General features: G+C 62.8%; 10 protein-coding genes. All 10 read right to left on the bottom strand.

The genetic code is table 11. The features are described from left to right. Nucleotides 1-230: 230 nt before the first annotated feature. Nucleotides 231-1,229, bottom strand: a complete 999-nt coding sequence (locus PLANPX_RS24120) for a dockerin type I domain-containing protein (RefSeq protein WP_152101189.1) — start codon at nt 1,227-1,229, stop codon at nt 231-233. 232 nt (nt 1,230-1,461) lie between these two features. Beyond that, on the bottom strand, nt 1,462-1,905 hold the full coding sequence (locus PLANPX_RS24115; protein ID WP_152101188.1) for a hypothetical protein: 444 nt from the start codon (nt 1,903-1,905) through the stop codon (nt 1,462-1,464). Further along, nucleotides 1,902-3,083, bottom strand: a complete 1,182-nt coding sequence (locus tag PLANPX_RS24110; RefSeq protein ID WP_152101187.1) for a DUF1559 domain-containing protein — start codon at nt 3,081-3,083, stop codon at nt 1,902-1,904. Before PLANPX_RS24110 ends, PLANPX_RS24115 begins: the two co-directional genes overlap by 4 nt. Nucleotides 3,084-3,192: 109 nt before the next feature. Next, nucleotides 3,193-4,263, bottom strand: coding sequence for a hypothetical protein (locus tag PLANPX_RS24105; RefSeq protein WP_152101186.1), 1,071 nt, complete (start codon nt 4,261-4,263; stop codon nt 3,193-3,195). Nucleotides 4,264-4,478: 215 nt separating this feature from the next. Next, nucleotides 4,479-6,377, bottom strand: coding sequence for a LamG-like jellyroll fold domain-containing protein (locus tag PLANPX_RS24100; protein ID WP_152101185.1), 1,899 nt, complete (start codon nt 6,375-6,377; stop codon nt 4,479-4,481). Between the two features lie 10 nt (nt 6,378-6,387). Beyond that, on the bottom strand, nt 6,388-6,939 hold the full coding sequence (locus tag PLANPX_RS24095; protein WP_152101184.1) for a sigma-70 family RNA polymerase sigma factor: 552 nt from the start codon (nt 6,937-6,939) through the stop codon (nt 6,388-6,390). Nucleotides 6,940-7,318: 379 nt separating this feature from the next. Further along, entirely contained in the window at nt 7,319-7,531 is a 213-nt protein-coding gene (locus tag PLANPX_RS24090) for a hypothetical protein (RefSeq protein ID WP_152101183.1), read from the bottom strand. A gap of 115 nt (nt 7,532-7,646) precedes the next feature. Continuing rightward, nucleotides 7,647-8,489: a lysophospholipid acyltransferase family protein gene (locus PLANPX_RS24085; RefSeq protein ID WP_152101182.1), complete on the bottom strand. Its 843-nt coding sequence runs from the start codon at nt 8,487-8,489 to the stop codon at nt 7,647-7,649. Nucleotides 8,490-8,597: 108 nt separating this feature from the next. Then, nucleotides 8,598-10,049 (bottom strand): arylsulfatase, encoded by a 1,452-nt coding sequence (locus PLANPX_RS24080; RefSeq protein WP_152101181.1) that lies wholly within the window; start codon nt 10,047-10,049, stop codon nt 8,598-8,600. A gap of 137 nt (nt 10,050-10,186) precedes the next feature. After that, nucleotides 10,187-11,965: a S10 family peptidase gene (locus PLANPX_RS24075; RefSeq protein WP_232536230.1), complete on the bottom strand. Its 1,779-nt coding sequence runs from the start codon at nt 11,963-11,965 to the stop codon at nt 10,187-10,189. Nucleotides 11,966-12,809 lie beyond the last annotated feature (844 nt).

Here is a 12,809-nt window from a genome sequence, read left to right as displayed (position 1 = left end):
GCAGCGCAGTCATTGCCTCTCCAGCCATTGGGCTCAAATCTTATTCAACTGCCAGCTGCGCCTGGCTGAATGCTCTGGCTCCCTCCCCCTTGAGGGGAGGGCTGGGGACGGGGTGGAACCCTGGTACCCGCTCCCGTCACCCCTCCCTAACCCTCCCCTTCAAGGGGAGGGGACCCCAGGATTTGATTTCGTTCGTCGCGCGTGAGGTTACCCCCGGGCGGAGCCCGGGGCTAGAGGCGTCGTTGCGAGTGCCGCGTCATGACGCCAGCGAGGCCGCCGACTGCGAGTAGCACCGACGACACCGGCTCAGGGACTTCACTGACGGTTGCCGTCGTCGAGCGCGTGCCGAAGTTGGTTTTCCACACCGCGAGGTCCGCGCCATCGACGCGGCCGTCGCCGTTGGCGTCGGCGGTGAGATCGAACGGCTGCGACGCAGAATTCTGCCAGATCATGAAATCGGCGCCGTCGACGACGCCGTTGCCGTTGAAGTCGCCGCGCGACTCGGTGAACGGGCCGATCTCGAACAAGACTTCCTGATAGTCGGCCACGCCGAGGTTGACGCCCGCCTGATCGCTATTGCCCCACTGAACATTGCTGGGGTGATTGGCGAGCAGAATTCCGTCCCACGTGCTGTCGAGGACGACGCCGTCGACGGAAAGCGCGACCGTCGCCGCTTGCGGCGTGTTGATGAACTGAAAACGATGGAGTGCGGCCGTGCCGAGCCCGTTGTTCGTGATTTGATACGAACGCGTCGTCTCGTCATGCAGCGTGACGCGGAGATCGCCGCTGGCGGTGAGGTCGAGCATCATGTGATAGGCGCGTCCGCCGAGGAAGGCCGACATGCCCAGGTTCGGTCCGCCGCCGAAATCGTTGACGTAACGGATGGTGCTGCTCATTCGCCAGCCGTTGACGGCGATTCTCGCCAGGTCGGGCGAAAGGAAATCGGTAACGTAGATCGAATTCGGCAGCGAAGCGCGTTGATCAGTCACGCGCCAGGCGTTGAGGCCGGAGCCGCCTGTGTTCACCGTTCCGGCGCCGGCGGGGCCGATGGAACCGCTGTTGAGGTCGTACCAACCCCAGAGTTCGGGACTCCACACTTTGGCAGGGGTGCTCGTCGAGGTCGTGGGGCCGGCGTGGTACTCGGCGTAGACGGAACTTGCTTGAGTGGCCGCCGGCAAGAGTCCGACGGCGAGTGCAGTGGACGCGGTCCAGGTGAAAACTCGGCTCATGAAAAATCAGCTCCGCACTTCTCGTTCCGGAAGAAGAGTCGGCAGGCCAGGGGGGTGGCCCCTGTCGGCCTGCGGGCGGAGGATTTTTTCAGGCCGGGCGGCGCGAGGCAATGGCAATTGGGGCGGGCGTCGGCGTCGTGACAGCGGTTAAGCCGTCGATTGCGGATGCGGGCTGCCGCACAATGGCGACGTTTAAGGACAGCCTGCGTTGGCGCCTGCAAACTGGCAATTGCTAGGGCGTCGCGGGTTTGGGAACGAGTTTGGCGAATAGAGCCGCGTCGGCCTCTTGGACCTGTCCGCTCGTATTCCCGACGAAGCGGATGCCGTCTTTGCCGGTCTGCTCGTAAACAACGACGCCGCCGTTGGCCTTCGCCGCGGGGCCGTAGTTGATGACGAGCGGCTGCCCGTCGCGGTCGGAGACAAATAACTCATCAATGCTGCCGACGTCGAGGATGCTCAGGTCTGGCTTCACATTGGCGATCTGTTCCTTGAACGCCGCTTCGTTGGCGGGAGGACCGCCGAGCGCGGAGGTGGCAGAGAAGTAGAGCGAGGTAATCGCGCGGGCGTGCGCGTGCTCTTTCACCTTTCCGCCGCCGGAACTTCCACCGCAGCCAGCGAGAGTCGCAACGCCGATCGCGAGCGAAGCGAGACAGAGACGAACGCTACAGTTTTTCACTGAAGGTTCCCCGCATCGATGTTCTGCTCATCCGCCCGGTGGCCGAGGTAGTTGAACACCACGACGTCGATGCCGTAGCCGATGGTGCGCACCGAGGCGTCGGCGAACCCGCCGGCGATTCCGGCGGCGTGAGCGGAGCCGAAGGAATAGGCGACTGCCCCCGCTTTGGGGTTGGAGCCGCCGCTGGAGGGGGGCTCGTAGTCTTGATCAGAGTCGGGCACGCAGATCGTGCTGCGTAAGGTGTCGAAGTCCCACCCGTCCGACCAGCCGCGATCGTCGTGGCCGGCGCCGCCGTCGTAGAGCCGCGGTTCGAGCCGCTTCTCGCTAATGACGAGGGTGTTGCTCGATCCGTCGGGAATTTGATTGAAGCTGACGCGGGTGTAGAAGCCCGTGTTCCGTTTACCATCGCCGCAGAGCGCGCAGTAGTTGGCACGGACGATGACGCCCATGGCCGGGGAATAGCCTTTGCTTTTGCCGGCGAGCGTGGCGGAGGTGGTTGAGCCGCTGGTTGTTTCTTGGTCAATCGTGGGCGTGCCGTCGCCGCCGATCATGAACCGCGGTCCGCCGCCATTGCTGCCCCACATTTGCTGCAACTGGCAGCCCTTCGTCCCCCAGTCAGGCGAAAGCTGGATGGCGGTGCTGTAGAGCGTTCCCATTTCTGCAGCCGTGTTGAGCGGCACGGCGGCCGCGTAGTCCATGAGGTAGGGGCCGGTGCCCAACGCACGCGTGGGAGGGCGTCGCGACGGGCAGTGGTACATTGGCACGTCGGATTGCTCAAGCTGCGCGGTCGTCTTGATGTTGTACGTCGCTTGGCCTTCTAGATAGGGAAGGGTTTGGAAGGCCCAGCTCAAACCTTGCCGATCGGGGCCTAGCGGCGAGCCAGAAGTGCCGGTGTTTGAAACCCCCGGTTTCGAATCGGTGAGGAAGTCCTCGATGTACGGCCAAGGGCTCACGCCGCCTGACGGAAACGCGCGCTTCGCCGATTCGTGGTTGTGCATCGACAACATCACCTGCTTGAGGTTGTTGACGCACTGCGAACGACGGGCCGCTTCACGCGCCGCTTGCACCGCAGGCAGCAACAGCGCGACGAGCACGCCGATAATGGCGATGACGACCAGCAGCTCAACCAACGTGAAGCCGAGTCGAGCGAGGGACGGCTGGCGAGGACGACGTTTCATGGCAGATTCCAAATCGACGAAAATCAAGAACAGATCAGCAAGGTCGGCCGATCGAGGGCCGCGTGAGCGACTCTCGATCGGCCTTCCCAGGTGGAGAGGGTTGCCGCGCTTAGCGGCGCTTGCGACCGACGACGCCCAGGCCGATCGCCGCGAGGGCGGCGAGAGCGGCGGCGGCCGGTTCTGGAACGGCCCCGATCGCTACGGTTGAGCTGGCGCCGAAATTAGCTTTCCAATCATCGAGGCTGCCGACAGTGGTGTCGCGCTGCCAGAGGAGGAAGTCGGCGCCGTTGACGAGGCCGTCGGCGTTGAAATCGCCAGGGGTGACAGGCACCGCCGACGTCGGCATCACGCTGATGTCGTCGATGATCGAACCGGCCTGGTTGGTGCCGCGCGAGACGAAGAAGCGTTGAGCCGCGGTGGACGTTTCATTGTAGAACCGGATCGGATCGGCGTTCGCCTTGACGCCGTTGACGAAGAAATCGTAGGTCTTCGTCGTGTAGTCCATCTTGAACTTGAAGTTGTACCACGAATCGGCTGTCCAGAGCTGACCCGACTTGACCCACACGGCGGCGCCGGCGCTGGCGCTGGCGAAGTCGATGTGCCGCTCGAGCACGTTGGTGTAGGGGTCGGCCCCCGACGTGTCGACGCCGAAGCGGACGGCGGCGGCGCGGACTTCAGTGTTGTCGGCGATGCCGATGAACATGTTGCCTTGACGTTCGCCGATCGTTTTGTTGTTGCCGGCAGGCGTGCCGGCGGGATCGGCGCCGAGGCCCGAGGTCAGCGGCCGCGCCCAGAAATTGACGGTGACTTTGGTTTCGCTTTCCAAGCCAGTGAAGACGTCGCGGACGAAGTATCCGCTCGATTCGACGTTGATGTTTTCTTTGGAGACGAGCAGCGCGCTGTTGCCGCTGTGGGTCGTCTGGCCGACGTTGAGGCCCGCCGTCGTGAGTTCAGCGGCAATTTCGGCGGCCGTTTGCACGCGCGGAGAACGTGCGGCGGAACCAAGATCCCAACCATCCTGCAGGATCAGCGAGCCTGTGGTGTAGGCGACCGGATTGCCGGGACCGACCTCGGCCTCGAAACCGGTAAAGAACCCAGGGGTTTGGGCGGCGGCGCTCGAGGCGCCCAAGATCACCGCGGCGGAGGCGAGCAATCCCAACTTCAATCGTTGCATCGACATCGTGCTTCCCTCAATCGTGAATAAATGACTCGAATTTGCGTGACAAGAATTGTGCCTGGATCGTCTGCTTCAAGAACTTGCCGAGGCGAGATCGCATCGGCTTAGACAAGATGGTTGCTAAACGCCGCCCCCGCCTGGGCGAACTGCCCCCCAGCTCGATTCGGGCGAGGGACGGCGTCGATTGTTCGTCGTCAAATCTCCGGTAGCTTGGCCAATCATGGCGTCGATTTGCCCGGAGCCGGCTGAGATGCGTTCGCATCCGCCAACTCTCGGCCGTTGTTGTGATCGGTCGTGGTGTCTTTGGTCGCCGCAAAGTGCCGGCTGAGCTCCTCGGGCTTGAGCACGCGGTCGTAGACGGCGACGCTCGCCAGCTGGCCTTGCCAACGTTCCGGCGAGATGTCGCCGTTGGCGCTGGAGGGGTTGCGGCCAAGGCGAGCGCGTCCCGCGGTCGCCAAACCGAGCGGAGTTTCGCGCGTCGCGAGCCATTCGACGGGCGTTGCCGCTTTTTTCGCTTGGCGATCTTGTTGGGCGAGGAAATCCAGCGGATCCATGTCTTGCGAGTTGTTCTCTTCCACGACGTCGAGCGGGCGGAAGCGAAGTTCGGCGGGGGAACCGTTCAAATACAGCAGCGGCGTGCCGGCGGCGTCGACCGTGGCGGCGACGTGGACCCATTTTCCGGGCTCAAGGTGCGCGGCCGACACGCAGTCGTACTTGCCGTAGACGGTGAAGTGCAAACGAAGGTCGTCGTCGCCGAACTGGTACCAACCTCCGTTGACGACGCCGAGCGCCATGCCGCTGCGGGGGCGATCAAACGTGGAGAAGATTCGCTGCGGACCGACCCCGGCCTGCGGCAGCACCCATGCCTCGTAGGTCAAGTTGGCGACGCCGCCGAGAGCTTTGTCTTCCTCGACGTCGATGCCGTCGTGATCGCCTTCGAATTGGGCGACGACGGCGGGAGCCGGCGGCGAGAGGCCGCGTTCTCGATTATCGACGGGGAAGATGCCTGGGTTGACGATTGAATCGAGCGCCAATTGGCCTTCGCATTTCAGCGTCTCATTCGGTTGCACGTTCCCCAGTCGCCAGCTGGCGAGGGGGCGGCTTTTGAGGACGGCCAACTCGTATGCCGAGGCCGGAACGCGACGGACGAATTTTAGTTCGTCGAACGCAACGTCTTCGGCAGTGCCTTTGATGCTGAGCTCAGCGGCGACGCCGCGTTGCAGCGTACGGCTTGGTTTGGCTCCCTTGCCGGCGACGAAGGCGACCTCGCCGTCGAGCACGTGGATGCTCGCCCGGCCCGATTCGAGCACCTCGACGCCGAACTCCGTTCCCAGATCGATGAACGACGCGGCCGCAGAGTGGAGGGTGAAGCCCAACGCTTCATGCGGCACCCGCACGACGACGCGGCCGTTGACGAGTTTCGCGCGATCGGGCGTCAAGACTTCGATTTCAGTCGGACCTTCGACGACAATCGAGACGCCCGAAGTAAATCGCAACTCGGCGACGCCTCGTTCGACGACAAGCGGGCCGGAGGAAAGCTCCGCGCCCACGGCGATCGACGAGTCGTCGCGCCGCAGTCGGGCGTCGAACGCATTCACGACAGTGGCGATCACCGGCAGCTGTCCGGCGACGGGCGCCTCGGCAACCACTGGTTCGACAGTCGAGGATGCGGTCGGTGCAAACGCATTGAACGCTAACAGGAGCACGGCGGCGACGGCGGCCACGGCGGCGTAAACCTGCAGGTGCGGGAAACGCGGCTCTTCGATGCGGAGCGACTTGCGATCGAGTTGCTCGGCGCGGCGAGCTTCAGCCATTGCGGCGCGCTCGGCCTGTTCCTCAGCTTCAATGGCGCGGCGGCTGGAGGTCGCTTCTTCTTCGTCGAGCAGGCTGGCGATATGGTCGGGATCGATGGTATCGCCGAAGGCGCCTTCGAAGACGAGGCTCCGCATGTCGTGCTGCATCATCACGTCGCGGAGGCGGCTGTGGATCACCGAAGCCCGGACGAACGTCCGCATATTGGCGCGGCTTGCCCGCAGCCAATCGCGCAGCGCCTCGGCCTCGGCAACCGTGAGGTTGTCGTCGAAGTAGGCGCTCAGCAGTTCGGCGTAGTCGCGCATGGAGGGTTCGTTAGAGAGGCCGCGGGCCGGGTTGGGCGGAGGTTTGGCGTTCAATGCAATCGCGAAGTGCGCGGCGAACGCGGTGGAGCATCACCGAGACGGCGTTCGAGTTCATGCCGGTCATCGTGGCGATCTTACGCGGCGTCAGTTCGCGGACGTACCGCATTTCGAGGAGCTTCCGCGGGCGACCGTCGACGCGTTCGATGCAGCGTTCGAGCGCCGTGTGCATCGCCGAGATTTCCGACTCCATGTCGGCGTAGACGTCGGCGAGCTTCAGAATCGCGTCGTCGTCGAAAACGTGGCGATCCTTGGCGTGGGTGCGGTGGTGCTGCAGCAGCTTGTTGCGAGCGACGCCGAGCACCCAGGCGGTGAACGACCGGCTGGGGTCGTAGTTGGTGAAGTTTTCCGCGGCGGCGGCGGCGGTTTCTTGCAGCAGGTCTTCGGCCTGATGGAAGTCGCACAGCGAGGCGCGGAAATACGTCGAGACGATCGGGTGGGCTTTCGTCCACAAGATGCTCAACTGCCGCGCTTGGGCGGTGGAAATTGTGCTGGCGTCGTCCATTGCAGGGATCGGGCGCAGGGCCGCGGCGAAATGCTGGGAGGAGTGCGTCGAGAAGTTCCGCTACTAAGAACTTCACCAATCGTGCCAAAACCTTACGCACTTTTTTTGCGTGGTCTTGGCGGAGAGAAGTAAGGGCCGCTGCTGCAAAGGGTTATGAAAATTGGCGGCGGCAAAATGATGCGGAAGTTGGTGTGAGACCGAGCTTCCGTGCGCTGGGCAGTTTACCAGCGTCGCCAGAGGTTTGGCGTGGTGGAATCACGCAAGTAGAGCCTGCGCAGGATGACAAACTGTCTCGTAGGGAGAGTTTGCAGAAACAAAAAAGGCGGATCCCGACGAGCGGGATCCGCCTTTCGGCGTGAGTAAATATTCGCGCGAAGTCTTAACGGCCGCGGAACATGCCGCCCGAGCGGAAGCTGCGCGACGACGAACGGTTGCCGTGCGAGCGTTCCCAGTTCATCGACCCGTAGTTGACGCCGCTGATGTTGAAGCTGCGATACGGGTTGTTTTTGCTGATGGGGTTGGCCGAACCGCTGTTGGCCAAGCCAGCGACGGCGGCGACGACGAACAAGCCGAGGATCGATTTGCGAAGCATGATGGGGAACTCCAAGTGTGCCTGGGACGGATAGCGCTACTACGGAGGAAGCGCGGCGCGCGGTCAGTTTGTTACAAGAAAGAATGCTTGCGACCCGCCGCTCGGCAAGCGTAGCTCAGCCCGAGGTTCGCGGAGCTTCGATCCCAGAAAAGCCCCATTGCCGCAAATGGGTCTGAATGAAGTCGATGAGGGTGGCGTTGGCGTCGGCGCCGCGGCCAGTGACCCGCAGCGGCTCGCCGAAGGCGAAGTGGGCCGTGCGGGTCGGTTGCAGGCGGCCGAAGTCGCTGACCGGCCAGCCGAGGGGCCAGCCGTCGGTGAGAAGCGCCATCGGAATAATCGGTACGTTCGAACGCTCGGCGAGTTTCACGCCGATCGAGTTGAACGTCGTCGGATCGAAGGTTGGCCGGCGGGCGCCTTGCGGGAATACGATGATCGAGGTTCCTTCGGCGAGCTTCGCGGCGCCTTCGGTGAGCATCGTCTTCAAGTCGGCTCGCGGGTTGGTTTGCGTCACCGCAATCGGTTTGCGAGCGCGCATCACGTGACGGAAGACGGGGTAATCGAGCAGCGCTTGCTTCACGACGAACGTCACCGGTTTGATCGGTCGGATGAGCGCGGGGAGGACGCCCGTTTCCAGGCTGCTCATGTGGTTGCCGACGATGAGGCAGGGACCCTCGACGTTGGCGATGTGATGCAGCCCGGTGACGTCGAACTTGAAGCCGACCCACTCGAGCGAGCGGAGGATGTGCGAGCTGGTATCGATCCACGCCTGGTCGTCGTAGCCGCCGCGGCGGGCGATGGCGCTCGAGCGGAAGATGTTGCGATAAAGCCGCGGGTAGAAGAACGACGAAGGAAGAAGCCGGCCGATGGCCGACGCGCGTCCGGGTGGCGTTTGGTAGGCGCCGTCGACGATCGTCAGGCCGTTGTTGAGCGGGGCAGGGGGGGCGGTGGCTTGCGGCATGGAACGAATCGGCGGGCGTGGCGAGTACGGCGGCCTATCCTGAGGCCGGCGAGGTAATTATCGCGCAGAATGCACTCGACCGCCACTGCGTTCACCAGCGGTTTCAAATCAGTTTGCCGCGTCAAGCGTCGGGAAGGGGAACTCTTTCGACGGCACGTGCGATTCGCGGGCGATCGCGTCGATCTTGGCGACCACATCAGCATGCTCGGCGGCAACGTCGGTCGTTTCCTTGGGATCGGCGGCGAGGTCGTATAACTGCCACGACTGCGGGCCTGCGAGGAGGCCGGTGCGGACGCCCTTCCAATTGCCGTGGCGGACGGCTTGGACGCCGCCGTTGTTGGGGAGTTCCCAGTAGAAGTCGCGATCGGTCTGGGGCTGCGCTTTGCCGAGGAGGACCGGCAGCAGGTCGATGCCGTCGATATCGGCCGGGGGCTGGGCGCCGGCGACGTCGCACAGCGTCGGTAGCAAATCCCACATCGCCGCGGGGGCGGTTTCGGTGCTGTCGGCTTTGATCTTGCCGGCCCAGCGGGCGATCAGCGGAATGCGGATGCCCCCCTCGTACACCTCTTTCTTCCGGCCGCGGAGGCCAGCGGAGGAATCGAAGAAGTCGGAGTCGGCGCCGCCGGCGCGGTCGTAGGTCGGGCCGTTGTCGCTGGTGAAGAGGATGATCGTGTCGTCATCGAGCCCGAGCTCGGCGACGAGATCGACGATCTCGCCGACGCCCGTATCGAGTTGGCTCACCATCGCCGCGTAACCGGCGTGAGAGCGAGGATGCTCGGCATAGTGGCTCTGCTTCTTGTGCGGCGACTCCGGCATGCCGTCGTACTTGGCGAGTTCCTGCTCGGTCGTTTGGATGGCGAGGTGCGGGATGATCACCGGCATGTAGAGGAAGAACGGACCGTCGCGATATTCGCGGATGAAAGTCTTGGCGTTTTCAAGAAACTTGTCGTGCGAGTGGATGGCGCCGAGCGCATCTTTGCCCGTGTTGCCTTCCAGCGTTTCCTTCTCGCCGTTGCGCCACAGGAACGCAGGGTAGTGGTTGTGGGCGTGTCGCTGGCAATAGTAGCCGTAGAAGAGATCAAAACCTTGCGTCGTCGGCGAGCCGGTCGTGCCGTAGTGGCCGAGTCCCCACTTGCCGGTGGCGGCGGTGGCGTAGCCGCGACTGTGCAAGAGCTCAGCGAGGGTGACCGTTTCGTCGGGAATGGGGCGCTGGCCGGTGAAAGGGGTGTCGTACTTCTCCGCAACCCAATCCCAGTGGCCGGATTCGCCGTTATCGCGGATGAAGCTATGGCCGGTGTGGCGGCCGGTCATCAGCGCGCAGCGCGAGGGGGCGCACAGGGGCGAGCCGGAGTAGAAATCGGTGAACCGCATCCCTTGGCGGGCGAGTGCGTCGATGCGCGGCGTTTTGATTTTCGTTTGGCCGTAGCAGCCAAGTTCGCCGCGGCCGAGATCGTCGGCCATGATCAGGATGATGTTCGGCGGTTTGTTCGGCGAGTCTGCGCGTAGATTAGAACATGCCAGCCAAGCAATTGCCGTAAAACACAAGATCGCGATGCGCATGGCAAACCATTAAGAAATGCGTTTAACACAGAGAGCACAGAGGACACAGAGAAGACGAAGAAGAAGTTGCTTTGCCGGGCTTTTCTCTGTGCTCTCTGTGTCCTCTGTGTTTAAGTATTTATTAACTAGCCCTGGTGCTATCGCTTGTCCGCCTCGGCCATTTCCTTCTGCACGTTCGAGAGGGCCGAGTCGTAGAATTTTACCAAGTCCTTGCGCAGCTTCGCCAGCGACGGCTCATGGGCGTACATCATGTGCCCGCCGTGATAGTGGTCGATCACGAAGTTGTCGCGGACGGCGGGAACGAGGTTGAGGTGGTCGCGGGTGTACTTCATCGCGAACGCCGGCGTGGCGAGGTCGTAGTAACCCGTCGCGGCGAACACCTTTAGATAGGGGTTCTGAATCATCGCGTCGCGGAGCGTGCTCGAGGCGTCGACGAAGCGGTTAGTGAACTCGCTATAGTCCCACGGGTGGACGTTGCCGGTGAGGATTTCGTAGACGCGATCTTCCTCGACCTTGAGCGTGCCGCGGAGGTACTCGTTCAGCGCGGAGGTGAACGCGCCGAACACGGCCGAGGCGCTCGGATCGTAATCGGTCGTCGACTCGACCTCGTCCAGGGCGAGGCCCGAGTAGCGGCTATCGAAGCGGCCGATGATCTTGCCTTGCTTGCGGAGAAGCTCTTTGCCGAAGCGGGCCATCGGAACGCGGAGATTCGAGGCTTTGATGTATTCTTCCGAGAGGCCGGTTAGCTCCGACATACGGGCGACGATTTCTTCACGACGCTCCTTCGGCAGCGAATCGCCTGCCATCAACGCCCGCAGGTAGGGGCCGGCGGCGAACTTCTCGGCAGCGGCGGCGACTTCCTCGACCGTTTGCTTCTGCAGGTCGTCGCTCAGGGCTTTGTGGTACCAAGCGGTCGCGGCGTAGCCGGGGATGAACAACGCGTAGGCGACGTCGTTGTTGCCGTAAGCCATCAGCGTTTGGAAGTCGACGACGCCCGAGACGAGCACGACGCCGTTGAGATACATGTGGTAGCGGTCTTGCAGTTCGCCGCTGAGGCCGGCCGCGCGGATGCCGCCGTAGCTCTCGCCGAGCAGGAACTTCGGCGAACCCCACCGGCCGTACTTCGTCGTGAAGTCGTGGATAAACTGGCCGACGCTGCGGATGTCTTCGTCGTAGCCGTGGAACTGCTTCTTGTCTTCGCCCTTCGCGGGACGGCTGAAGCCGGTGCTCACCGGGTCGATGAAGACGATGTCGGTAACGTCGAGCAGCGAGTATTCGTTGGGGATCAACTCGTGGGGCGGCGGGAGCGTGCCGGCGTCGCTGTCGAGCTTCACGCGCTGCGGGCCGAGCATGCCGAGATGGAGCCAGACCGACGAGCTGCCGGGGCCGCCGTTGAAGGCGAAGGTAATCGGGCGGCGGTTGGTTTTCGGGGCGTCGTCTTCGGCAGCGTCATCGGCGGCATCTTTCTCGTCATCAGACTGTGGTTCGCCTTCTGATTCTTCGCCTTCCCCTTCGTCGTCGCTCTTTTCCTTCTTATTCTTCTTGCGGTTCTTGGCGGCCTTCTCGGACTTCTCCGACTTCGGCTCGTCCTTCGTGTAGGCGACGTAAAAGACGTGGGCCTTCGGCGTACCGTCGTCGCTCTTGATCAGCATCTTGCCGGCGGTGGCGGTGTAGGCGATTTCCTTGCCGTCGATCGTCACCGTGCCGTGCGTGACAACTGGTTCGCCGTCGGCTTTCTTTTCGTCGTCCTTCTTCGCTTCATCTTCTTTGCCGGCGTCATCAGACTCTTCTTTGGAGTCGGCGGCCTTCGCCTTGTCCCCGCCCTCTTTGTTCGGCTTGGCGGAGAGTGGCGAGACAATCGCAAAGAGGGCAATCGTCGCGATGAGGAGCGAGGCGAGCGTGGTACGGTGAGTCATGGCGGAAGAACCTTGGAGTCCGTTCAGTGGTGGCTGATGTGTTGATCGATTCGGCCGCGACGCGGAAGGCGCCGGCGGCGATAATTTGCCTTACTACGATATGCCTTGCGTGACGAGACGGCGCCGGCGGTCGGCAGGGTAAGTTGCCCGCGGATTCCGGCCGGCCGCCAGGATGGGGCGGCTACGCTAATTGTGCCGGTTGGGGCGGGGCGGCGTCCAGATGCTGCGGCGCAGCGGAGGGGAGGAATTTTGACCTCGAATCCCGCGAATTGGCGCGAATGCGAGGAAACTGTTCCGCGTTTTTATTAGCGAGAATTCGAGTGATTCGCGGTTCCGTCCTTCTCAAGCAGATGTGAGCGTGAGCGGTACGACTGGGCTCGCTGGGCAGCTTTCGGCTGCTCGCATCTCGATAGTTTTTGGGTTGGTTGCAACGTATTTGACGGTCGTCTTTGATGGTGATAGCCTAGGCAGCTAGTCGCGGATTCACCGTTCACCAACATCTCTAGCGTGGATACTCCGATGAAGTCTGGGCTCGTGAGCGTGTTTTTTCTGGCTGTTGCGGTCAGCTACGCAGCGTCGGCGAATGCCGGGGAATCTGGTGGGGTGGTACGCCCCCCGAGCATTCCTTCCGGCAATATTCCACAGGGCTACCATCCCCTGGGAATCAATATGTACGCATTCAATCTTGGGGCGGAGTTGCGGGTTACTCTAAGCGATAGCATGTTGAGCAGTCCTGTTTCGCTTGCCAACTCGATCCCGTCGTCGATCATTGCAAGTCCAGCGCCAGTTCAAGGAGTTCCCGAGCCCACGACAGCGATCTTGGGCGTCGTTGGAGCATCTTTTA

This window comes from Lacipirellula parvula (genome assembly GCF_009177095.1).
Classification (GTDB): domain Bacteria; phylum Planctomycetota; class Planctomycetia; order Pirellulales; family Lacipirellulaceae; genus Lacipirellula; species Lacipirellula parvula.
The sequence above is the reverse complement of the archived record's forward strand: the minus strand, read 5'-3'. Positions and strand labels throughout refer to the sequence as shown.